Origin of the sequence: Pseudomonas avellanae BPIC 631 (assembly GCF_000444135.1) — a bacterium.
In the GTDB taxonomy this organism is placed as follows: domain Bacteria; phylum Pseudomonadota; class Gammaproteobacteria; order Pseudomonadales; family Pseudomonadaceae; genus Aquipseudomonas; species Aquipseudomonas avellanae.
Genome location: NZ_ATDK01000223.1, coordinates 1 through 21859, shown reverse-complemented (window position 1 = coordinate 21859; position 21859 = coordinate 1). Strand labels below are relative to the sequence as shown.

Annotated in this window: 22 protein-coding genes; 15 read left to right on the top strand and 7 right to left on the bottom strand. The window is 59.0% G+C overall.

The features are described 5' to 3' along the window. Positions 1 to 8 precede the first annotated feature (8 nt). From DW49_RS0110070 to DW49_RS0110055, 4 genes are all read right to left on the bottom strand, one after another. Positions 9 to 1037 carry an AbrB family transcriptional regulator gene (locus DW49_RS0110070; protein WP_005620129.1) on the bottom strand — a complete coding sequence of 343 codons (1029 nt, stop codon included), beginning with the start codon at positions 1035 to 1037 and terminating at the stop codon, positions 9 to 11. Further along, the gene (locus tag DW49_RS0110065; protein ID WP_005620127.1) at positions 1030 to 2544 is read right to left on the bottom strand and encodes a tripartite tricarboxylate transporter permease; all 1515 of its coding nucleotides are present in this window, start codon (positions 2542 to 2544) and stop codon (positions 1030 to 1032) included. The genes DW49_RS0110070 and DW49_RS0110065 overlap by 8 nt, the downstream gene beginning before the upstream one ends. Before the next feature lies 1 nt (position 2545). Beyond that, positions 2546 to 3004 (bottom strand): tripartite tricarboxylate transporter TctB family protein, encoded by a 459-nt coding sequence (locus DW49_RS0110060; protein ID WP_005620126.1) that lies wholly within the window; start codon positions 3002 to 3004, stop codon positions 2546 to 2548. Between the two features lie 61 nt (positions 3005 to 3065). Further along, a complete protein-coding gene (locus DW49_RS0110055; RefSeq protein WP_174518843.1) occupies positions 3066 to 4049 on the bottom strand; it encodes a Bug family tripartite tricarboxylate transporter substrate binding protein in 984 nt (327 codons plus the stop codon). Positions 4050 to 4538: 489 nt separating this feature from the next. Here DW49_RS0110055 and DW49_RS0110050 point away from each other — a divergent pair, with 489 nt between their 5' ends. Then, positions 4539 to 5210, top strand: coding sequence for a response regulator (locus DW49_RS0110050; protein ID WP_024419814.1), 672 nt, complete (start codon positions 4539 to 4541; stop codon positions 5208 to 5210). Next, positions 5203 to 6585 carry a sensor histidine kinase gene (locus tag DW49_RS0110045; RefSeq protein WP_005620120.1) on the top strand — a complete coding sequence of 461 codons (1383 nt, stop codon included), beginning with the start codon at positions 5203 to 5205 and terminating at the stop codon, positions 6583 to 6585. Before DW49_RS0110050 ends, DW49_RS0110045 begins: the two co-directional genes overlap by 8 nt. 5 nt (positions 6586 to 6590) lie before the next feature. On the opposite strand, the gene DW49_RS0110040 is transcribed toward DW49_RS0110045, so the two are convergent. Together DW49_RS0110040 and ygfZ are read right to left on the bottom strand one after the other, a co-directional pair. Next, complete coding sequence (locus DW49_RS0110040) at positions 6591 to 7412, bottom strand: HDOD domain-containing protein (RefSeq protein WP_024419815.1); 822 nt, start codon at positions 7410 to 7412, stop codon at positions 6591 to 6593. Between the two features lie 113 nt (positions 7413 to 7525). After that, positions 7526 to 8467: a CAF17-like 4Fe-4S cluster assembly/insertion protein YgfZ gene (ygfZ, locus tag DW49_RS0110035; RefSeq protein ID WP_032616938.1), complete on the bottom strand. Its 942-nt coding sequence runs from the start codon at positions 8465 to 8467 to the stop codon at positions 7526 to 7528. A gap of 152 nt (positions 8468 to 8619) precedes the next feature. Between ygfZ and DW49_RS0110030 the strand changes: the two genes are divergently transcribed. Beyond that, on the top strand, positions 8620 to 8874 hold the full coding sequence (locus tag DW49_RS0110030; RefSeq protein WP_003378499.1) for an FAD assembly factor SdhE: 255 nt from the start codon (positions 8620 to 8622) through the stop codon (positions 8872 to 8874). Continuing rightward, the gene (locus tag DW49_RS0110025) at positions 8858 to 9322 is read left to right on the top strand and encodes a protein YgfX (RefSeq protein WP_005620116.1); all 465 of its coding nucleotides are present in this window, start codon (positions 8858 to 8860) and stop codon (positions 9320 to 9322) included. Before DW49_RS0110030 ends, DW49_RS0110025 begins: the two co-directional genes overlap by 17 nt. Here the strand turns inward: DW49_RS0110025 and nadB are convergent. Beyond that, entirely contained in the window at positions 9291 to 10907 is a 1617-nt protein-coding gene (gene nadB, locus DW49_RS0110020; protein WP_005620115.1) for an L-aspartate oxidase, read from the bottom strand. The two genes, DW49_RS0110025 and nadB, sit on opposite strands and share 32 nt — an antisense overlap. A 498-nt stretch (positions 10908 to 11405) precedes the next feature. On the opposite strand from nadB, the gene rpoE reads away from it, so the two are divergent. From rpoE to pdxJ, 11 genes are all read left to right on the top strand, one after another. Further along, entirely contained in the window at positions 11406 to 11987 is a 582-nt protein-coding gene (gene rpoE, locus DW49_RS0110015; protein WP_003378493.1) for an RNA polymerase sigma factor RpoE/AlgU, read from the top strand. A 33-nt stretch (positions 11988 to 12020) separates the two neighbouring features. Continuing rightward, positions 12021 to 12611, top strand: coding sequence for an anti sigma-E factor RseA C-terminal domain-containing protein (locus DW49_RS0110010; protein ID WP_004658251.1), 591 nt, complete (start codon positions 12021 to 12023; stop codon positions 12609 to 12611). Positions 12612 to 12619: 8 nt separating this feature from the next. Then, complete coding sequence (locus DW49_RS0110005; protein WP_024419818.1) at positions 12620 to 13576, top strand: MucB/RseB C-terminal domain-containing protein; 957 nt, start codon at positions 12620 to 12622, stop codon at positions 13574 to 13576. A 300-nt stretch (positions 13577 to 13876) separates the two neighbouring features. Beyond that, positions 13877 to 15301 carry a DegQ family serine endoprotease gene (locus DW49_RS0110000; RefSeq protein ID WP_370464043.1) on the top strand — a complete coding sequence of 475 codons (1425 nt, stop codon included), beginning with the start codon at positions 13877 to 13879 and terminating at the stop codon, positions 15299 to 15301. A gap of 171 nt (positions 15302 to 15472) precedes the next feature. Continuing rightward, on the top strand, positions 15473 to 17269 hold the full coding sequence (gene lepA / locus DW49_RS0109995) for a translation elongation factor 4 (protein WP_005620112.1): 1797 nt from the start codon (positions 15473 to 15475) through the stop codon (positions 17267 to 17269). 9 nt (positions 17270 to 17278) lie between these two features. Beyond that, on the top strand, positions 17279 to 18133 hold the full coding sequence (lepB, locus tag DW49_RS0109990) for a signal peptidase I (RefSeq protein ID WP_005620111.1): 855 nt from the start codon (positions 17279 to 17281) through the stop codon (positions 18131 to 18133). Positions 18134 to 18249: 116 nt separating this feature from the next. Next, positions 18250 to 18627, top strand: a complete 378-nt coding sequence (locus DW49_RS0109985) for a DUF4845 domain-containing protein (protein ID WP_005739188.1) — start codon at positions 18250 to 18252, stop codon at positions 18625 to 18627. Then, complete coding sequence (gene rnc / locus DW49_RS0109980; RefSeq protein ID WP_005620106.1) at positions 18624 to 19313, top strand: ribonuclease III; 690 nt, start codon at positions 18624 to 18626, stop codon at positions 19311 to 19313. Before DW49_RS0109985 ends, rnc begins: the two co-directional genes overlap by 4 nt. Then, positions 19306 to 20208, top strand: a complete 903-nt coding sequence (gene era / locus DW49_RS0109975) for a GTPase Era (protein WP_003378474.1) — start codon at positions 19306 to 19308, stop codon at positions 20206 to 20208. The genes rnc and era overlap by 8 nt, the downstream gene beginning before the upstream one ends. Positions 20209 to 20268: 60 nt before the next feature. Further along, positions 20269 to 20952: a DNA repair protein RecO gene (gene recO / locus DW49_RS0109970; RefSeq protein WP_005620103.1), complete on the top strand. Its 684-nt coding sequence runs from the start codon at positions 20269 to 20271 to the stop codon at positions 20950 to 20952. Positions 20953 to 21014: 62 nt separating this feature from the next. After that, positions 21015 to 21761 (top strand): pyridoxine 5'-phosphate synthase, encoded by a 747-nt coding sequence (pdxJ, locus tag DW49_RS0109965; RefSeq protein ID WP_005620101.1) that lies wholly within the window; start codon positions 21015 to 21017, stop codon positions 21759 to 21761. Positions 21762 to 21859 lie beyond the last annotated feature (98 nt).

The window sequence follows — 21859 nt, the reverse complement described above, 5'->3', positions numbered from 1 at the left end:
CAACGTCTTCAGTCAGCGCTCCGCGTGTTCCAGCGTCGATACAGCGGTTCGGCGAGAAACAGCACGAACAGCAGTCGCATCACCTGCATGGCCGTCACCAAGGGCACCGACAGTTGCAGCACCTCGGCGGTCAGGCTCATTTCGGCAATGCCGCCGGGCATCATGCCCAGCGTCAGTGAGCGCACATCCAGATGGGTGAGGGCGCTCAGCCCCAGTGCCGCCAGCGCTGCGATCAACATGGTCAGCGCAGTGCCCAGCAGCGTGCGCGCCAGAAACGAAGGCGCTCGACGAAAGAACTCCCGATTGAAGTGACAACCCAGCCCGCTGCCGATCAGCAATTGACCAAGCTGGCTGGCCCCATTGGGCAGGCCGATTTTCAGGTCCCAGACCACACTCACCACGGCGCTGAGCAATAAAGGACCAAACAGCCACGGGTTAGGCTGTTTAAGGCGTTGCCACAGCCAGGCCAATGCCACGCCGGCCACCAGCAGGAAGGCCAGCCAGCGCCAGTCGACGATTGTGGTGTGCAGCGCAGGCGCGCCATCACCCAGCAGGTATTTGAAGACCGCCGGCACGCACAACACCACCGCCAGCACTCGCAGACTTTGTGCGGCAGCAACGCTGCTGAGCTTGGCCCCGTTGCGTGCGCCAAGGTTGACCATCTCGCCGGAACCGCCCGGCATGCTCGAGAAAAACGCCGTTGGGCGGTCCTCTCCGGTGCGCAGCATCAGCCAGACGCCGACCAGACACGACAGACTGGTAACCAGCGCACCGATGAAAATCAGCCCGAAGTGCGCCAGCACCTGTTCGATGACCAACGGGGTGAAGTGCAGGCCGATGCCAATGATCAACTGACCGCATTTGCGTCCACCGGGAATCTGCGCCAGTTGCCAGGGTGTCAGGCAGCGCACCAGGATGATCGCCAGTAAAGAACCGACCATCCACGGCAACGGCCAGCCGACCTGGCTGGCGAGATACCCGCCAAGCAGACCGACCAGCGGCGTCGCCCACCAGTGGCGCAGAGACGAATCAGCCATGTGTCATGGCAGCCCGCTGTTTTGCGCGCTTGCGCCAGATACGGATCAGCGGGAACAGCAGCATCAACACGGTCACCACCCAGACGCCCAGCGTGATCGGGCTGGCACAGAGAATGCCCAGCTCGCCGTTGGAGATCGACAGGGCACGGCGCAGGTTCTGCTCCATCAGCCCGCCGAGGATGAAGCCGAGCAGGATCGGCGACAGCGGGAAGTCCAGCTTGCGCAGGATGTAACCGAAGATGCCGATGCCGACCATCAGGAACAGGTCAAAGGTGGTGGCATGCACCGCGTACACGCCGATCCCGGTAATGATCGCAATCACCGGCACCAGCGCCCAGTTCGGCACGGCGAGGATGCGGGTGAAGATACGGATCATCGGGATATTGAGGATCACCAGCATGATGTTGGCGATGAACAACGAGGCGATCAGCCCCCAGACGATATCTGGCTGCTGCTGAAACAGCATCGGCCCCGGCGTGATGTTGTACAGCGACAGCGCGCCGATCATCACGGCGGTGGTGCCCGAGCCCGGAACGCCCAGCGTCAGCATCGGCACCAGAGCGCCACACGCACTGGCGCCGATGGCGGTTTCCGGGGCTGCCAGGCCGCGCATGTCACCCTGACCGAATTTGCCGGCCGGGCCTGCTATGCGCTTTTCCGTCATGTAAGCGACCGCGCTGGCCAGCGTCGCACCGGCACCTGGCAGCACGCCGAGAATGAAGCCCAACAGCCCGCAGCGAATGTTGACCACGAACACCGAGGCCGCTTCCTTGAAGTTGAACATCATGCGCCCGGTGGCTTTGACCGCCTCCTGACCTCGATGGGTTTTCTCCAGCAGCAACAGGATTTCGCTGATCGAAAATAGTCCCAGAACCAGCACCACGAACTGAATGCCATCGGTCAGGTGAATGTTGTCCCCGGTAAAACGATACACCCCGCTGTTGGCATCAATGCCCACCGCAGACAGAAACAAACCGATCAGCGCAGCAATGAACGTTTTCAGGGGCCTGTCGCCCGCCATGCCGCCCAGACAGACGATGGCGAACACCATCAGTACGAAATATTCCGCAGGACCGAAGGCAATTGCCCACTTTGCGAGCAACGGCGCGAACAGCACCATGCCGCAGGTGGCAATGAGCGCACCGATGAACGAACTCCAGGCCGACAGCGACAGCGCAACCCCGGCCAGGCCCTGACGCGCCATCGGATAACCGTCCAGCGTGGTCATGACCGTGGACGCTTCGCCCGGAATGTTCAGCAGAATGGAACTGATGCGGCCGCCATACTCGCAGCCCAGGTAAACAGCCGCCAGCAGAATCAGTGCTGATTCGGGCGGCAGTCCCAGAGCAAAGGCGATGGGTATCAGCAGCGCTACGCCGTTGATCGGTCCCAGCCCCGGCAGCAGGCCTACGACGGTGCCGATCAGCGTGCCTGACAGTGCAGTGATCAGGTTGTACGGGGTGAGCGCGACGCCGAAGCCTTGGCCCAGGTAGCTGAAAGTGTCCATGTCAGTTCTCCAGAACGCTGAGCAGGCCCAAAGGCAGGGGAGCGTCCATGGCTTTGTCGAACAATAGGTAAAGGCCGACGCTCATTACAATGACCACCACGACGCTGGGCAGCCAGCGTCCGCCGTACAGGCGCGCCATGGGAATGCCGATCAGGATGCTGCTGAGGATGAAGCCCAGCGGTTCAAACAGCCCGGCGAAGATCAGCAGCAGGGCGATGCACAGGCCGATCTTGACCAGCGTTTCGCGATCCAGTGCGGGTTCTTCTTCGGTATGGATAATGGCTGTGGGACGAATCAGCAGGTACAGCAGGGCCGCGCCCATCAGCCCGAGCATCAGCAGTGGAAAGGCCCTGGGTCCGACCGGTTCGTAGGAAAAAGGTGCCTGATACGGCCAGGCCATAAGGGCCAGGCCAAGGCAGGCCATTAGCAGTACGGCAGCGAAAATGCGTTGTATGACCATGAGAAGCTCCTTGATTGCGCCTGGTTTAAAGGCGCAACTGAAAGTCAGTCAATTGAGTTCATTACTGAATCAGGCCGAATTCCTTGGCCATCAGTTTGTAGTCGGCGACTTGCTTTTTGACGTAGGTGTCCAGCTCCGCACCGGTCATGGCGAACGGGAAGAGCTCGCGCTGATCACGCAGTTTGGCGAAGTCTTCCGAGGCCAGAATCTTGTCGAACGAGGCTTTCCACCAGTTGTAGTCTTCGTCGCTGACCTTGGGCCCCAGGTAGAAACCGCGCACCACCGGCCAGACGATGTCGTAGCCTTGTTCCTTGGCGGTCGGGATGTCTTTCATTTCCGGTTCGTCGATGCGCTTTTCGGCGAACACGGCGAGCAGGCGCATGTCGCCGCTCAGAATGTGCGGCATGGAGTCGGAGATGTCGGTACTGCCCACCTGAATGTGCCCGCCGAGCAGTGCGGTGGCGATCTCGCCGCCGCCCTCCAGCGCCACGTAACGCAAGGCGCGCGGGTTGATCCCTGCGGCTTTGGCGATAAGGGCGGTCTGCATCCAGTCCTGGCTGCCTACCGTACCGCCGGAGCCGATAACGACTTTGCTCGGGTCGGCCTTGAGGGCCTTGACCAGATCGTCGAGGTTTTTATAGGGCGAGTCGCTTTTCACCGCGATAGCCCCATAACTGGTGCCGACAGCGGCAAGCCAGCGCACGGCGTTTTCATCGAAACGACCAAATTTACCCTGCGCCAGATTGAGCAGCGAACCACTGGACCACGCCACCAGCGTGCCCGCATCGGCCGGACGCTGAGCGACCACGGCGTTGTAGGCCACCGCACCGACGCCGCCGGGCATGTAGGTCACACGCATGGGGGTGGTCAGAATCTTCTCGTTGATCAGCGCGCTCTGCACCAGCTTGCACGTCAGGTCGAAGCCGCCGCCGGGTGAGGCAGGCGCAATGCATTCCGGGCGTTTGGGCTCGGCAAGCAACTGGCCGGCCATCAACAGGCATCCGGCGGTGGCCGCTATCTGACGCAGGGAAAATTTCATAGTCAGTCTCCAGAATATTATTGTTTTTGGATGAGAGAGGTTCTTTGGGTGGAAGAGACGGTTCAACAGTCGCTTTTGTCGCGCGCACGCCGACAGCTGTTCACTGACAATGAGAAGTCATCGGTGAAAGGGGATTTATCGAGGTGCTGGAGGAAAGTGCAGCGGCGAAGGTGCTGGCGCTGTGCGATACACAGTGCAATGCGATTGACGAGCGAGCAAGCCTGAGATGGCGTAGACATGAGGTGACTCCGTTTACCGATTTATTGTTTTTATTTTCCAGACGCATCCGGGCGCCTGTTTTACACGTACCCGGTTTATCGGATTGTTTTGCGATGCTAAATGACCAACCTTTCGCAAACCTTTCAGCTACTTTGCAATTCGCTGTGGAAGGTTTGCGGGTCGTTTCTGCCCTTCACAGGCGGCCGGCCTGTAAACTCCGCGGCCATAAGCATCGATGCCCAGATCGATAACAACAGTGACAATCAGGAGACGGCGATGCGTGTTCTTCTTGTGGAAGATCATCTGCAATTGGCTGAAAGTGTCGCGCAGGCGCTCAAGAGCGCGGGTTTGACCGTTGATGTGCTGCACGATGGCGTTGCCGCCGACCTGGCGCTGAGCAGCGAAGAGTACGCCGTCGCCATTCTCGACGTCGGTCTGCCGCGCATGGACGGTTTTGAAGTGCTGGCGCGTTTACGGGCGCGCAGCAAGAACCTGCCGGTGCTTATGCTGACCGCCCGCAGCGACGTAAAGGACCGGGTTCATGGCCTGAATCTGGGGGCCGACGATTACCTGGCCAAACCGTTCGAGCTGTCCGAGCTGGAAGCCAGGGTCAAGGCACTGTTGCGTCGCAGTGTGCTGGGCGGCGAGCGCCAGCAGCGCTGTGGTGTGCTGGCCTACGATCTGGACACGCGCCGTTTTACATTGAGCGATGAGTTGCTCACGTTGACCTCCCGCGAACAGGCGGTGCTCGAAGCCTTGGTCGCCCGGCCGGGCAGGGTCATGAGCAAAGAGCAACTGGCCGCGCAGGTGTTCGGCCTCGATGAAGAAGCCAGTCCTGACGCTATCGAAATCTACGTCCATCGTCTGCGCAAGAAGCTCGACGGGCATTCTGTGGGCATCGTGACCTTCCGGGGTCTGGGGTATCTGCTTGAAAGTCGCGATGATTAACGACAGCCTGCGCTGGCGGCTGCTGTGGAATCTGGCACTGCTGCTGGTGATGTTGATGCTGGCCAGCGGCATGAGTGCTTACTGGAATGGCCGTGAAGTGGCTGACACCGCCTACGACCGTACTCTGCTGGCGTCGGCCCGGACCATTGCTGCTGGCCTGACCCAGCGCGACGGAACGCTCAGTGCTGACATCCCCTACGTCGCGCTGGACACTTTTGCTTACGACAGCGAGGGGCGCATCTATTATCAGGTCAACGACATCCATCAGAAGTTGATCTCCGGTTACGAAAATCTGCCATCGCCGCCCCCCGGCACCCTGCGCACCGATGATTATCCGGCGCTGGCCAAATTTTATAACGGGACCTATCAAGGCCAGGATGTACGGGTGGTCAGCCTGCTCAAGCCGGTGACTGATCCGGGCATGAACGGCACGGCAGAAATCCGTGTGGCGGAAACCCAGGAGGCGCGCAAGGGCATGGCGCGCAGCCTGATGGCCGACACATTGCTGCGTCTGGGCATGATCGGTGGCGGCGCGTTATTGCTGGTCTGGTTTACCGTCAGTGCAGCATTGCGCCCTCTGGAGCGGCTGCGCACGGCGGTCGAAGAGCGGCAGACCGATGACCTGCGCTCGTTGCCGATGGTCGAAGTGCAGCATGAGCTGCGCCCGCTGGTCGGCGCGCTCAACCATTTTACCGAGCGGCTGCGCTTACAGTTCGAGCGTCAGGCGCAGTTCATTGCCGATGCCGCCCATGAGTTGCGCACGCCGCTGGCCGCGCTCAAGGCTCGTGTCGAGCTGGGGTTGCGCGAGCAGGACCCGCAACAATGGCGCAGCACGCTGGAGTCGGCTGCGCTTGGCACGGATCGCCTTACGCATCTGGCCAATCAACTGTTGTCGCTGGCACGCATTGAAAACGGTGCGCAGGCAATTGCTGAAGGGGGCGCGCAGCAACTGGACCTCAGCCAGCTGGCCAGGGAACTGGGCATGGCAATGGCACCGCTGGCCCATTCGCGTGGTGTCGCACTGGCGCTGGAAGCCGACGAGCCGGTCTGGCTGCGTGGCGAGCCGACCTTGCTTAACGAGTTGCTGAGCAACCTGGTCGACAACGCGCTGGCCCACACACCACCGGGTGGCAACGTGGTACTGCGGGTTTATGCGCCGGGCGTTCTGGAGGTGGAGGATGACGGCCCGGGTATTCCGCCAGCGGAACGCGAGCGAGTCTTCGAGCGCTTTTATCGACGCAGTCAGCAGGGCAGTGGGGCCGGGCTGGGTCTGGCAATCGTGGGAGAGATCTGTCGCGCGCACCTGGCCAGAATCACGCTGCATGATGGTGCCGAGCAGGGGCTGAAAGTGCGGGTCAGTTTCAGCGCGACCTGATCGCGCTAATAAAGCATGCTTTTGGCTTCGTCCATCTGGGCTGCGAGCATGCCGTCGGCGTGGGAAAGCCGCAACTGGCTGTACGCTGGCAGGTCGACCATTTCAATCAGGCTGAATGGATGGTCGGTGTTCTTGTGGACATGCACGGTGGCTATCTGAACCAGATCTATGTAGTCCGGGCTTCTGGAGACGCGTGCGAAATTCTGGAACTGACCCGGTACACAGGCCAGCGGTTCCGGGAAATCCCATGAGCGCAGCAGGCGTTCGCCGATGACCGGGTGAATGCTGTCGATCACATGATTAAGGCTGATCGGGTCGGCGAGCAGTTCATAGTGGTCTTCTGCGTAGGTAAGGATCGGCAGAATGCCGATCAAATGGATCAGCCCCGCGAGTGTCGCCTGATCAGGTTTGAGGTTCGTGTAATTCTGGCACAGGGTGTAACTGATGCCGGCGACCTGCAGGCTCTGGTTCCAGATGTCGCGCATCTTCTGCTCGATGACGGGCGACTTGGCGTGGAACATCTGCTCGACCACCAGACCGATGGCCAGGTTGCAGGTGTAGTTGACGCCCAAGCGACGGATCGCCGTATTTACGTCGCTGACCTCGAAATTGGGGCGTAGCAGCGGGCTGTTCGCGACCTTTATCAGGCGCGCGGACAGGGCTGTATCGCTACCGATGACCTTGCTCAGGTCAAGGATACTGATTTCAGTGTCCTCTGCGGCAAGGCGAATTCTCAGTGCTACTTCCGGCAGGGTAGGGAGAAACAAGGCATCTCTGTCGATGGCCTTGATCAAGTTTCTCTGCACCTCGTCAGCCATCTTGCTCATGTTGCATCTCGCAGCTGTTGGGGGTGTCCAGAGTTTGCCGCGCGCCTCGCAGAGCGTCAGCAAGTGTCCTGGAACGCTCTAGAGACAATGGGAACCTGAATGTGTTCGTCTGCCTAGCGCTGAGTTTCGAGTTTGCTGTCCAGTGTGTAGGGCAGTTCACTCATTTGCAGCGCTGCGCCCTCGGGCGAGCCGATGTGTATGTGACCGTTTTCTGCCGCATCGCCCTGCAGTACAGCCAGCAGTTCGATGTCCTGGCCGGCCTGTGCGGCGATCACCACATTGCCCACCGCGCTGCCATGCACGGGGGAAAACAGCGCAGTGCCCGGTGCCGGGATTTCATCGCTGCGCAGCGTCAGGCGGTAAAGCCTGCGCTTGAGTTTGCCAAGATATTGCATTCGCGCAACGATTTCCTGACCGGTATAGCAACCCTTTTTGAAGCTGACGCCGCCGACCGCTTGCAGGTTGATCATCTGCGGGATGAATTCCTCGCGGGTACTGCCGAACACCTGACCGATACCGACACGGATCTGACCCAGCAGCCAGTCATTCAGCGGGCCTTCGGCCAGTTGTGACGCCAGGCGCGCTTTGAGGGTGTCGGCCTGCTCGGCGCGGACCCAGAGTTCAGCGCGGGCCGGGGAGACACGAATCGCGATCAGTTCGTTGGCGCGCACCACGGTGCCGGTGTCCTGCCGCAGATCCAGCCCCAGACTGACCAGCGCACCATCGCCGTCCTGCAAACCGAAGCGTACCCAGGCTGCACTTTCGTCAGTCAGTTTTGATTTGGAGAACACTGCGTATTTGCGCAGGTCCAGCAATTGCGGCTCTATCAGCTCGCTGGCCATCGCCAGCAAACAACCGTCACCTTCGAAAACGAGGCGAAAACTCGACTGCATCCGGCCTTTCTGGGTGCAGCGGGCGCCCAGGCTGGAGGTGTTCTCGTCGAGATAATTGAGGTTGCACGTTAACTGACCCTGAAGAAATTTGCCGGCATCCACGCCGCGAACGGCGAGAACGCCCTCATGGGATAGCGTGCAGAAAAAAGCTGTGTGGGCCATGGTCATCGCAAAGTGGGGAAAGTGTCCGGGGACACATCATAGTGCCGAGTGGAGGTTATGCATACGGGTAGACGAAAACTGCTGCGACCATTGCGATATTCGCGTGGCTGGCTCACGGCTGTATACTCGCCGCCTACTTTGAGGAGCGCTCCATGGTCGAAGACGTCGAACTCAACCGCCTTTACTGGCACAGCCGCCGTGGCATGCTCGAGCTGGACGTGCTGCTGGTGCCGTTTGTCCGCGAGGTCTATCCCCATTTGAATGACGTGGACCGCGATCTGTATCGCCGCCTGCTGACGTGTGAAGATCAGGACATGTTTGGCTGGTTCATGCAGCGCGCCGAGTCCGAGGACGCCGAATTGCAACGCATGGTTCGCATGATTCTGGATCGTGTCCAGCCCAAGTGATCGTTTCGAGTGTCAATGGCAGGCTTCGCGCCTGCTGCTGACGGCGTACCTTGCTGTTCAGCTACTGGCACTGATGGCCTTGTGCTGGCTGGATATCCCTTTATGGACATCGGTTGCAGGTGCGTTGTTGTGTCTGGCGCATGCCGTTTGGGTGATTCCCCGTGCGTTACTGCTCAGCCATCCTGCGGCCGTCACTGCGCTGCGGCGCGATGATCAGGGTTGGCAAGTGTGGAGCGAGGGGGGCGGCTGGCAGCCTGTGCAGTTATGCCCGGACAGCCTCGCGTTGCCGTTAATGGTGATTCTGCGCTTTCGCCCGGTTGTTCAGGGGCGACCCTCCCGGATGACAAAAAGCTGTTGTATCCCGCGTGACGCGCTGACGCCGGACATTCACCGGCGCCTGCGCGTACGGCTGAAGTTCAGCCGACGTAAGTGGGCGGTACCAGAATAGTGTCCAGCGCTTGCGGGAGCATGTCCGGGTAATCCAGCGTGTAATGCAGCCCGCGGCTTTCCTTGCGCTGCATGGCCGAGCAGATCATCAGTTCGGCCACTTGGGCCAGATTACGCAGCTCGATCAGGTCGCGGCTGACCTTGTAGTTACTGTAGAACTCATCAATTTCGTCGAGCAACAACCGCACACGGTGCTTGGCGCGCTGCAAGCGTTTGTTGGTGCGCACGATACCAACGTAATCCCACATGAACCGCCTTAATTCGTCCCAGTTGTGGGCGATGATCACGTCTTCATCGGAGTCGGTCACCTGGCTGGCATCCCACGCTGGCAGGTCAGCGGGCATCGGCACACTGGACAGCTGCTTTTCGATGTCGGCGGCTGCCGAGCGGGCGTAAACGAAGCATTCCAGCAGCGAGTTGCTGGCCATGCGATTGGCGCCGTGCAGGCCGGTGAAGCTGGTTTCGCCGATGGCGTACAGGCCTGGCACATCGGTATGGCCCTGGCTGTCGACCATCACGCCGCCACAGGTGTAATGCGCTGCCGGGACGACGGGGATCGGCTCACGAGTGATGTCGATGGAAAATTCCAGGCAGCGCTCGTAGACGGTCGGGAAGTGCGTTTTGATGAAGGCTTCGGGCTTGTGGCTGATGTCCAGGTAGACGCAGTCGATACCCAGCCGCTTCATTTCGTGGTCAATGGCGCGGGCGACGATATCGCGAGGGGCCAATTCTGCCCGTTCGTCGAAGTGTGGCATGAAGCGCTCGCCATTGGGTAGCTTGAGGTAAGCGCCTTCACCGCGCAGGGCTTCGGTGATCAGAAAGCTCTTGGCCTGCGGGTGGTACAGGCAGGTTGGGTGAAACTGGTTAAATTCAAGGTTCGCCACCCGACAGCCGGAGCGCCAGGCCATGGCGATCCCGTCGCCGCATGCACCGTCCGGGTTGCTGGTGTACAGATAGACCTTGGCGGCGCCGCCCGAGGCCAGGATCGTGAAGCGCGCGCTATAGGTATCCACTTCACCGCTGTTGCGATTGAGCACGTAAGCGCCCAGGCAACGCTGGCCTTCAAGGCCAAGGCGGCGCTCGGTTATCAAATCGATGGCGGCGCGCTGTTCAAGCAGTTCGATGTTCGGCCGCTTGCGGGCCTGCTCGAGCAGCGTACGAAAGATGGCCGCGCCGGTGGCGTCGGCGGCATGAATGATTCGCCGATGGCTGTGGCCGCCCTCGCGGGTCAGGTGAAATTCAAAGCCGCTCTCATCGACGTCTGCGTCGTCGCCCCGGGTAAAAGGGACGCCTTGATCAATCAGCCACTGAATCGCCTCACGACTGTGCTCGACGGTAAAGCGCACTGCGTCTTCATTGCACAGGCCGCCACCGGCGTTCAACGTGTCTTCGACATGAGACTGCACCGTGTCGGTGTCATCAAGGACCGCCGCAACACCGCCCTGGGCCCAGAATGTCGAGCCATTGGACAGATCGCCCTTGCTCAGAACCGCAATCCGCAGATGGTCGGGAAGGGTGAGCGCCAGGCTCAGGCCTGCAGCGCCGCTGCCGATAACCAGTACGTCGTGCTGAAAATGTTGGCTCATCTGCGAATTCTGCCCTTGGCGGCTACTAGTATAAGTATGGGGGGAACGGCACAATAGCCGCGCCTACATGGCAAAGTGAGACCACGACGGGTCAGGATTGTGCTCCAGTCCCGGACGCTCTGCCTATTGTTTTCCCTGAGTTCCGTCACTGGAAATGCTTCAGTACGCTGATTTCAGGGGCATTTGTGCAGTTTGCGGCTCACGCCTGTGATTGTGTCAATGGAACTTTTTGGTAAGAACCGGGCTCAATAGCAGGTTGCCTATACAGGAACAGCGTCGTTTTCGCAGGGTTAGATAAGTGATCATCAACTGCGAGACTGGCGACAAGACTATTCGCGCAGCCGACGGTGTCGAGCTGCGTTTTTCCTGCAGGCTTTCAAGACGGCCTGCAGGAAACTTGCTTGAAGGGGGAGAACTTTTGCGAAAAGCCCGAGTCTATGTTTGCAAGCCTGAACAATGTCAGTTGCAACACTCCTTCATGCTTAATGAGGAGTGTTCATGCTAACCCAGGAAGAGGATCAGGCGCTTGTCGAGCGCGTACAGCGCGGCGATACAAGAGCATTTGATCTGCTGGTGCTGAAATATCAGCACAAAATTCTAGGGTTGATCGTGCGATTCGTGCACGACACCCATGAGGCTCAAGACGTTGCACAGGAAGCTTTTATCAAGGCTTACCGTGCACTCGGAAACTTTCGCGGCGACAGTGCTTTTTATACATGGCTGTACCGCATCGCCATTAACACGGCGAAAAACTATTTGGTATCGCGAGGTCGGCGACCACCAGATAGCGATGTCAGGTCTGAAGACGCGGAGTTCTACGATGGCGATCACGGCCTCAAGGACATCGAGTCGCCGGAGCGTGCATTGCTGAGGGATGAGATCGAGGGCACCGTCCATCGGACCATCCAGCTTCTCCCGGAAGATTTACGTACGGCACTAACTTTACGTGAATTCGACGGTCTGAGTTACGAAGACATTGCGAGCGTCATGCAGTGTCCTGTTGGTACCGTGCGCTCTCGAATCTTTCGCGCTCGGGAAGCCATCGATAAAGCCCTGCAGCCGTTGTTGCAGGAATCCTGAGACAGCGGCGATAGCCCAAGAGAGGAACCCGCCATGAGTCGTGAAGCCCTGCAGGAATCGCTGTCCGCGGTACTGGATAACGAAGCGGACGAACTGGAATTACGTCGGGTATTAAATGCCATTGATGATGCCGACACTCGTGCCACCTGGTCGCGTTACCAGGTTGCTCGTGCAGCCATGCACAAAGAACTGCTGATCCCGCATCTGGACATTTCGGCCGCAGTATCTGCCGCAATTGCCGATGAAGTCAGCCCGCTCAAGGCCGCACGCGGTCCTTGGCGTACGCTGGGTCGTCTGGCTGTAGCAGCGTCGGTAACCGTTGCCGTTCTGGCCGGTGTCCGCCTGTACAACCAGGATGACATCGCTGGTGCGCAATTGGCACAGCAGACACAGCAGCCTGCAAACCTCACGGTTCCGCAAGTAAAAGGTCCCGCTGTACTGGCTGGTTACACTGAGAGCACCGAGCAGGCGCCAGGGCCAATGGCCAATGGCGTGTTGCAGGGTGCAGGTCAAGGTGATCAGCGTCTGCCCGGTTACCTGCGTCAGCATGCACAGGAAGCTGCCCTGAAAGGCACTGAAAGCGCACTGCCGTATGCCCGTGCTGCGAGCCTGGAAAACCGTTAAGGAGGATCATGCGAGCCGTCCCTCTACTGCCATTACTGCTTGGCGGATGGCTTGCCCTCCCGGTTCAGGCTGATGATGCGCAAGACGCTATAAACCGTCTCGCGAAGGTTGATCAGCAGCAAAGCTATCAAGGCACCTTTGTTTACGAACGCAACGGTAGTTTTTCTACCCATCGGATCTGGCACCGCGTCGCGGATGGCACGACTCAGGAGCGTTTGTTGCAGCTTGATGGTTCTGCACAGGAAGCTGTAAGGTTGGGTGGGCTCACCCAGTGCGTCAGTGGCACGCTCGAAGCGGGTGTTACCAGCCCGGCTGTTGCTGCTCCGCGTGCCTTCGATCTCAAAAGACTTTCCGCCTCGTACGACATTAAAACCGTCGGCAAATCCAGAGTGGCCGGTCGCCCGACAACCATTGTTGCGTTGTCGCCCAAAGACCAGCATCGATACGGTCTTGAACTGCATCTCGATAATGAAACCGGGTTATTGCTCAAGTCACTGTTGTTGAGTGAAAGAGGCCAATTGCTCGAACGTTTCCAGTTTACCGATCTTGATACGGCCAGTGTCCTGTCCGAGCAGATGCTCAAGGCCGATGCTGACTGCAAACCCGTCACGGTCGCAAAACCCAAGCCTGAGCCTTCAACGCCTGTTGCATGGCACTCTGACTGGTTGCCTCCGGGTTTCGAACTCAGTGGCAGCAGCGTCCGTAAGGATTCGGCCACGCAATCGTTGGTTACCCGACTGATGTACGGTGACGGTCTGGCACAGTTTTCAGTGTTTGTCGAAGCAGTGAAAGGCGCATCTTCATCAGATATCCGAACCCAGCTGGGTCCTACGGTGGCGGTCTCGCGTCGTCTCACCACGCCTCAGGGCGACATGATGGTGACAGTCGTCGGAGAGGTGCCGATGGGCACGGCCGAGCGTATTGCATTGTCCATGCGTAACGATGAAACTCCAGCGAAGAAGTAAGCACCCGAAATCACCAGAACGCCCTTGATGTAGAAGTTTTCATCAAGGGGTCGATGAGTCGCCAGACTGCAGTCAACCTGGCCTTGCGCTGAGACGCTGAAATGTTTGGTGAGGTTTGAACGTTGCAAAAAGCCTGTTTTTTTTCTATAGGTCATAGCTTCGCAGCTCTGGCCTTTTGTCGTTTGTAAGGCCATATAGCTGATCCAGGGATGAGCATCGCTGCTCGGGGTCTTTGAGTCAGTTGCTTTGTACTGCTTAATTTTGCTCGTTACGAACGGGAGCCATATGTCGACACCACGCATGAAATCCTACTTCTCACTGATCGCCGCCGTGCTGATGCTCGGTCAGGTCGCTACGGCCCAGGCAGAAAACCTGCCGGACTTTACCGGGCTGGTCGAGCAGGCCTCGCCTGCGGTAGTGAACATCAGTACACGTCAGAAACTGCCGGATCGCGCCGTCGCCAACAAGCAGATGCCTGATCTGGAAGGCTTGCCGCCGATGTTGCGCGAATTTCTCGAGCGCAGCATGCCACCAGGTTCGCGCGCACCAGGAACCGGCAAGGGTGATCGCCAGCGCGAGGCTCAGTCGTTGGGCTCGGGCTTTATCATCTCGCCCGATGGCTATGTGCTGACCAACAACCATGTGATCGACGGTGCCGACGAAATTCTCGTGCGCCTCTCTGACCGCAGCGAATTGAAAGCCAAGCTGATAGGCACCGACCCGCGCACCGATGTCGCCGTGCTGAAGATCGAAGGCAAGGACCTGCCGACCGCCAAGCTGGGTAATTCCAACACGCTCAAAGTGGGCGAGTGGGTCTTGGCGATCGGTTCGCCGTTCGGTTTCGATCATTCGGTGACCAAAGGTATCGTCAGCGCCAAGGGTCGCAGTCTGCCCAATGACACCTATGTGCCGTTCATTCAGACCGACGTAGCGATCAACCCGGGTAACTCGGGTGGTCCGTTGTTCAACATGGCGGGCGAAGTGGTTGGGATCAACTCGCAGATATTCACCCGCTCGGGCGGCTTCATGGGCCTGTCTTTCGCTATTCCGATCGATGTCGCCATGGACGTTGCCAACCAGCTCAAGGCCAGTGGCAAAGTCAGTCGCGGCTGGTTGGGCGTGGTTATTCAGGAAGTGAACAAGGACCTGGCTGAGTCGTTCGGTCTGGACAAGCCAGCCGGTGCGCTGGTTGCACAGGTGCTGGAAGATGGTCCGGCGGCCAAGGGTGGTCTGCAGGTCGGTGACGTTATTCTCAGTGCCAACGGCCAGCCAATCGTCATGTCGGCTGACCTGCCGCACCTGATCGGCAACCTCAAGGATGGCAGCAAGGCCGAGCTTGAAGTGATTCGTGATGGCAAGCGTCAGAAACTGACCGTCACTGTCGGCGCGCTGCCGGATGAAGGCCAGGAAATGGGCGGTGCTGCAGGCGCCAGTGCCGAGCGCAGCAGCAATCGTCTGGGCGTTTCGGTGATCGAGCTGACCGCCGAGCAGAAGAAGACGCTGGACATCAAGGGTGGCGTGGCCATCAAGGAAGTCACTGAGGGTCCTGCGTCGCTGATCGGTTTGCAGCCTGGTGATGTCATCACTCACCTGAACAATCAGGCGATCATGTCCGGGAAACAATTCACTGATGTGGCTAAAAGCCTGCCCAAGGATCGTTCTGTCTCGATGCGCGTACTGCGTCAGGGCCGAGCGACCTTCATTACCTTCAAACTGTCGGAGTAACAGGCAGGTTTGATCGGGAAGGGTGGCCATGGCCACCCTTTTTTGTGGCTGTTTGTTTGCCGTGCGCCGATCCGGGTGCCTGTAAGCGTGACGCCTCTTGCTTAGTTCAGGTACAATTCCCGGCTATTTTTCGGCGGGCAATCTGCCTGCAACCTTTTTGAGTGTTGATCCGTGAGTGATTTGAGTCATATCCGCAATTTCTCCATCATCGCCCACATTGACCATGGCAAGTCGACGCTGGCCGACCGCTTCATTCAAATGTGCGGTGGCCTGTCCGAGCGCGAAATGGAATCGCAGGTGCTCGACTCCATGGACCTCGAGCGCGAGCGCGGGATCACCATCAAGGCCCATAGCGTTACCCTGTATTACAAGGCCAAAGACGGTATCACCTACCAGCTGAACTTCATCGACACCCCGGGGCACGTGGACTTCACCTACGAAGTCAGCCGTTCCCTGGCTGCGTGCGAAGGTGCGTTGCTGGTCGTCGATGCCGGTCAGGGTGTAGAGGCTCAGTCGGTTGCCAACTGCTACACCGCCATCGAGCAGGGCCTTGAGGTCATGCCGGTGCTGAACAAGATGGACTTGCCGCAGGCCGATCCGGACCGCGTCAAGGAAGAAATCGAAAAAATCATCGGCATCGACGCCACCGATGCCGTGGCGTGCAGCGCCAAGAGCGGCATGGGCGTAGATGAAGTGCTCGAGCGCCTGGTAGCGACCATTCCGCCACCGACCGGCGACATCGAAGCGCCGCTGCAAGCGCTGATCATCGACTCCTGGTTCGATAACTACCTGGGCGTCGTGTCGCTGGTACGTGTGCGCCACGGCCGGGTCAAAAAGGGCGACAAGATCCTCGTCAAGTCCACCGGCAAGCTTCATCTGGTCGACAGCGTGGGCGTGTTCAACCCCAAGCACTCTGCAACCGTCGATCTGAAAGCGGGCGAAGTAGGCTTCATCATCGCCGGCATCAAGGACATTCACGGTGCGCCGGTCGGTGACACCCTGACCCTGAGCACTACACCCGATGTAGACGTGCTGCCAGGCTTCAAACGTATCCAGCCGCAGGTCTACGCCGGCCTGTTCCCGGTCAGCTCCGACGATTTCGAAGACTTCCGTGAAGCGCTGCAGAAGCTGACGCTGAACGACTCTTCCCTGCAGTATTCGCCGGAAAGCTCCGACGCACTGGGCTTCGGCTTCCGTTGCGGCTTCCTCGGCATGCTGCACATGGAGATCATCCAGGAGCGCCTGGAGCGCGAGTACAACCTCGACCTGATCACCACCGCGCCAACCGTAATCTTCGAGTTGCTGCTCAAGACCGGTGAGACAATCTACGTCGACAACCCGTCCAAGCTGCCTGACCTGTCGGCCATCGAAGACATGCGCGAGCCCATCGTCCGGGCAAATATTCTTGTGCCGCAGGAGCATCTGGGCAACGTCATTACGTTGTGCATTGAAAAGCGTGGCGTCCAGCACGACATGCTGTTCCTCGGTACTCAGGTGCAAGTGAGCTACGATTTGCCGATGAACGAAGTGGTCCTCGACTTCTTCGACCGTCTCAAATCGGTCAGCCGCGGTTACGCGTCCCTGGATTACCATTTTGATCGTTACCAGTCTGCCAACCTGGTCAAGCTCGACGTTCTGATCAACGGCGAGAAGGTCGATGCCCTGGCGTTGATCGTTCACCGCGACAACGCGCACTACAAAGGCCGTGCGTTGACCGAGAAGATGAAAGAGCTGATCCCTCGACAGATGTTCGACGTCGCAATTCAGGCCGCCATCGGTGGTCAGATTGTTGCCCGGACGACCGTCAAGGCGCTTAGAAAGAACGTATTGGCCAAATGCTACGGCGGCGACGTTAGCCGCAAGCGTAAATTGCTGGAGAAGCAAAAGGCCGGTAAGAAACGCATGAAGCAGGTCGGCAACGTGGAAATTCCACAGGAAGCCTTCCTTGCCGTGCTCAGGTTGGAATAGTCAGGTCCTATGTCACTAAATTTCCCGCTGTTGTTGGTCATCGCTGTCTTCGTCTGTGGCGTGCTTGCACTGATTGATCTGGTCTTCCTGGCGCCGCGTCGCCGGGTTGCCATTTCCAACTATCAGGGCAGCGTCGGAGAACCTGACATTGCTGTCGTCGAGCGCTTGAACAAGGAGCCGTTGCTGGTTGAATACGGCAAGTCGTTCTTCCCGGTGCTGTTCATCGTGCTGGTGCTTCGATCGTTTCTGGTAGAGCCATTCCAGATCCCTTCGGGCTCCATGAAGCCGACGCTGGACGTGGGCGATTTCATTCTGGTCAACAAGTTCTCGTATGGCATCCGCCTGCCGGTACTGGACCAGAAAGTCATCGAGATCGGTGATCCGCAGCGTGGCGATGTAATGGTGTTCCGCTACCCAAGCGACCCGAGCGTCAACTACATCAAGCGTGTGGTCGGTCTGCCGGGTGATCGCATCCGCTACACCAGCGACAAGCGGTTGTTCATCAATGGCCAGCTGGTGGCCAAGAAACTGATCGGCATCGAACCCGGCACACTGGGTAGTGCAGAGCTGTACGAAGAGCAACTGGGCACCGTGGAACATCAGATCCGTCAGGAAATGAGCCGTTACCGTGCACCGCCTGACAGCGAATGGACCGTCCCGGCTGCGCACTACTTCATGATGGGCGACAACCGCGACAACTCCAATGACAGCCGTTACTGGGATGATCCCAACATTCCCAAGGACGAGCTGGGCATGGTTCCGGACAAGAACATCGTCGGCAAGGCCTTCGCTGTCTGGATGAGCTGGCCGGAGCCGAAATTGAGTCACTTCCCTAATTTTGCACGTGTAGGGTTGATCAAGTAATCGATGCGGCGCTGCCTGGGGCAGCGCCGTATGTCATTTGGGCTGACTGGAAACGCCTCTGAACGATGAGTCGGCCCGGTCGGGCAGGCGGTCTATTATTGAGGTCGAAGTCGAACATGACGTTCTCTACTTCTCAAAAAGGTTTTTCGTTTGTGGGATGGTTGTTGGTGCTGGCGCTGGTCGCGTTTGCGACGAGCACGGCCTTCAAGCTGGTCCCGCATTACCTCGACTACATGACGATGAAGAAAATCATCGAAGCGGCTGACAACAATCAGGCCCTGGACATTACCACGGTCAACGATTTTTACGGTTACGTCGGCAAGAACATGCAGGTCAACAATATTCGGGATATAGATTTGGACAAGGCGTTGAAAGTGACAGTGGAGAACAATGCGTTCAAAGCTCATTTGAACTATGAGCAGCGTGAACCGTGGTTCCAGAATATCGATCTGGTGATGAAGTTCGACAAGCAATTCAGTGTGGGTAAACCGTGAGCGTATCCCTGAGCCGCCTTGAGCGTCAGCTCGGCTACACCTTCAAGGATCAGGAACTGATGATCCTGGCCCTGACCCACCGCAGTTTTGCCGGTCGCAACAACGAGCGTCTGGAGTTTCTCGGTGATGCCATCCTCAATTTCGTGGCGGGCGAAGCGTTGTTCGAGCGTTTCCCGCAGGCCCGCGAAGGTCAGTTGTCCCGCTTGCGAGCGCGGCTGGTCAAGGGCGAAACCCTGGCGTTGCTGGCGCGTGGCTTTGATCTGGGCGAGTACCTGCGCCTGGGCTCCGGCGAGCTGAAAAGCGGTGGCTTCCGTCGCGAGTCGATTCTGGCTGACGCCCTTGAGGCGCTGATCGGAGCGATCTACCTCGATGCAGGCATGGAAGCGGCGCGCGAGCGTGTGCTGGCCTGGCTGACGACCGAGTTCGATAGCCTGACGCTGGTGGACACCAACAAGGACCCCAAGACCCGACTGCAGGAATTTCTCCAGTCGCGGGCCTGCGACCTGCCGCGCTACGAAGTGGTGGATATCCAGGGCGAGCCGCATTGCCGGACGTTTTTCGTCGAATGCGAGATCAACCTATTGAATGAAAAGAGCCGAGGACAGGGTGTCAGCCGCCGGATTGCCGAACAGGTAGCCGCCGCAGCAGCACTCATCGCTCTGGGCGTGGAGAACGGTCATGAATGATACAACTGCAACTCGCTGTGGCTATGTTGCCATCGTCGGCCGTCCTAACGTAGGCAAGTCCACGCTGCTCAACCATATTCTGGGTCAGAAGCTGGCGATCACCTCGCGCAAGCCGCAGACCACTCGCCACAACATGCTGGGCATCAAGACCGAGGGCGCCGTGCAGGCGATCTACGTCGACACCCCCGGCATGCACAAAAATGGCGAGAAAGCGCTCAATCGCTACATGAACAAGACTGCATCGGCCGCGTTGAAAGACGTCGACGTGGTGATTTTCGTGGTAGACCGCACCCGCTGGACCGACGAAGACCAGATGGTTCTGGAGCGCGTTCAATACGTGCAGGGCCCGGTCATTCTGGCGATCAACAAGACCGACCGCATCGAAGACAAGAGTGACCTGATGCCGCATCTGGAGTGGCTGCAAGGCCAACTGCCGAATGCGTCCATCGTGCCGATTTCTGCGCAGCACGGGCACAACCTTGAAGCGCTGGAAAGCCTCATCGCCTCTCATCTGCCAGAGAACGATCACTTCTTCCCGGAAGATCAGATTACCGACCGCAGCAGCCGCTTTCTGGCTGCCGAGCTGGTTCGCGAGAAAATCATGCGCCAATTGGGTGCCGAGCTTCCGTACCAGATCACCGTCGAGATCGAAGAGTTCAAGCAGCAGGGCCGTACCCTGCACATCCACGCGCTGATCCTCGTCGAGCGTGATGGGCAGAAGAAGATCATCATTGGCGACAAGGGCGATCGCATCAAGCGCATCGGCAGTGATGCACGTCGCGACATGGAAGTGCTGTTTGACTCCAAGGTCATGCTCAACCTGTGGGTCAAGGTCAAGGGTGGCTGGTCCGATGACGAGCGGGCACTGCGCTCGCTGGGTTACGGCGACCTTTAAGCTGTCCCTTCGTCCGACCATTCTCCGGTCGGGCGAGCCTTTCTCTTACGAGCCCACCTGATGAGCACGCCCACCGGCCAACTTGCTTATGTGCTCCACAGCCGTGCGTATCGTGAAAACAGCGCGCTGGTCGATTTCCTTACGCCTCAGGGCCGCCTGCGTGCGGTGCTGCGCAGCGCCAAAGGCAAGGCCGGTTCGCTGGCGCGGCCGTTCGTGCCGCTGGAAGTCGAGTTTCGCGGGCGTGGCGAACTGAAAAACGTCGGTCGTATGGAGAGCGCAGGGGTCGCCACCTGGATGACCGGTGAAGCACTGTTCAGCGGCATGTACCTCAACGAACTGCTGATTCGCCTGCTGCCCGCCGAAGACCCGCATCCTGCCGTGTTTGAACACTACGCCGCCACCTTGCTGGCGCTCGCGCGGGGCCGTCCGCTGGAACCGTTGTTGCGCTCGTTTGAATGGCGCTTGCTCGACGACCTGGGCTACGGCTTTGCTATGGACGCCGATATCAACGGTGAACCGCTGGCCGTTGATGGCATGTACCGTCTGCAGGTGGATGCCGGGCTTGAGCGGGTCTACCTGCTGCAGCCTGGCCTTTTTCAGGGCGCAGAGCTGCTGGCCATGTCCGACGCTGACTGGAGCGTTCCCGGTGCGTTGTCGGCGGCCAAGCGCCTGATGCGTCAGGCGCTGGCGGTACACCTGGGCGGTCGCCCGTTAGTCAGCCGTGAACTGTTTCGCAAGCCGTAATCAGGCCTTATGCTTCACAGCCCCGATAAAACATCAGTGTGTACACTTTTCTGGAGACAGCCGTGACCCAAAGCACTCGCATCCTTCTTGGCGTGAACATCGATCACGTGGCCACTTTGCGTCAGGCCCGCGGCACGCGTTACCCGGACCCGGTCAAGGCCGCGCTGGATGCCGAAGAGGCGGGCGCTGATGGCATTACCGTGCACTTGCGTGAAGACCGTCGGCACATTCAGGAACGTGACGTTCTGCTGCTCAAGGACGTGCTGCAGACGCGCATGAATTTCGAGATGGGCGTGACCGAAGAAATGCTCGCGTTTGCCGAGCGTATTCGGCCTGCACATATCTGCCTGGTGCCGGAGACGCGTCAGGAACTGACTACGGAAGGCGGTCTTGATGTTGCCGGGCAGGAGGCGCGGATCAAGGCCGCCGTCGAGCGGCTGGCGAAAATCGGTTGCGAGGTCTCGCTGTTCATCGACGCCGATGAGCGCCAGATTGCTGCATCAAAACGTGTCGGCGCACCGGCCATCGAACTGCACACCGGCCGCTATGCCGATGCCCAGACCCCGACCGAAGTCGCCGAAGAACTGCAGCGGGTTGCCGACGGCGTAGCCTTTGGTCTTGCGCAGGGCCTGATCGTCAACGCCGGTCATGGCCTGCACTACCACAACGTCGAGGCAGTGGCTGCGATCAAGGGCATCAACGAACTGAACATCGGCCACGCACTGGTAGCCCATGCACTGTTCGTCGGCTTCAAGGCGGCGGTGTCAGAGATGAAAGCGCTGATCGTGGCGGCTGCAGAACACCGCTAGTGTACTGTTTGCGAAATAATTTACCCGTGTCCCGCAACCTAAGTTATTGATAAAATTTGAATTTTACGTTAGTTAGTAGCTGGTTTTTTCGAAAACAG

Excerpts from the sequence above, each read along its gene's own strand:
- ygfZ (WP_032616938.1), bottom strand. The coding sequence starts at position 8,467 with ATGGCCCACACAGCTTTTTTCTGCACGCTATCCCATGAGGGCGTTCTC.
- rpoE (WP_003378493.1), top strand. The coding sequence starts at position 11,406 with ATGCTAACCCAGGAAGAGGATCAGGCGCTTGTCGAGCGCGTACAGCGC.
- DW49_RS0110040 (WP_024419815.1), bottom strand. The coding sequence starts at position 7,412 with ATGAGCAAGATGGCTGACGAGGTGCAGAGAAACTTGATCAAGGCCATC.
- DW49_RS0110045 (WP_005620120.1), top strand. The coding sequence starts at position 5,203 with ATGATTAACGACAGCCTGCGCTGGCGGCTGCTGTGGAATCTGGCACTG.
- lepB (WP_005620111.1), top strand. The coding sequence starts at position 17,279 with ATGTCACTAAATTTCCCGCTGTTGTTGGTCATCGCTGTCTTCGTCTGT.
- DW49_RS0110010 (WP_004658251.1), top strand. The coding sequence starts at position 12,021 with ATGAGTCGTGAAGCCCTGCAGGAATCGCTGTCCGCGGTACTGGATAAC.
- DW49_RS0110005 (WP_024419818.1), top strand. The coding sequence starts at position 12,620 with ATGCGAGCCGTCCCTCTACTGCCATTACTGCTTGGCGGATGGCTTGCC.
- DW49_RS0110070 (WP_005620129.1), bottom strand. The coding sequence starts at position 1,037 with ATGGCTGATTCGTCTCTGCGCCACTGGTGGGCGACGCCGCTGGTCGGT.
- nadB (WP_005620115.1), bottom strand. The coding sequence starts at position 10,907 with ATGAGCCAACATTTTCAGCACGACGTACTGGTTATCGGCAGCGGCGCT.
- DW49_RS0110030 (WP_003378499.1), top strand. The coding sequence starts at position 8,620 with ATGGTCGAAGACGTCGAACTCAACCGCCTTTACTGGCACAGCCGCCGT.
- DW49_RS0110065 (WP_005620127.1), bottom strand. The coding sequence starts at position 2,544 with ATGGACACTTTCAGCTACCTGGGCCAAGGCTTCGGCGTCGCGCTCACC.
- DW49_RS0110050 (WP_024419814.1), top strand. The coding sequence starts at position 4,539 with ATGCGTGTTCTTCTTGTGGAAGATCATCTGCAATTGGCTGAAAGTGTC.
- DW49_RS0110000 (WP_370464043.1), top strand. The coding sequence starts at position 13,877 with ATGAAATCCTACTTCTCACTGATCGCCGCCGTGCTGATGCTCGGTCAG.
- DW49_RS0110060 (WP_005620126.1), bottom strand. The coding sequence starts at position 3,004 with ATGGTCATACAACGCATTTTCGCTGCCGTACTGCTAATGGCCTGCCTT.
- era (WP_003378474.1), top strand. The coding sequence starts at position 19,306 with ATGAATGATACAACTGCAACTCGCTGTGGCTATGTTGCCATCGTCGGC.
- recO (WP_005620103.1), top strand. The coding sequence starts at position 20,269 with ATGAGCACGCCCACCGGCCAACTTGCTTATGTGCTCCACAGCCGTGCG.
- DW49_RS0109985 (WP_005739188.1), top strand. The coding sequence starts at position 18,250 with ATGACGTTCTCTACTTCTCAAAAAGGTTTTTCGTTTGTGGGATGGTTG.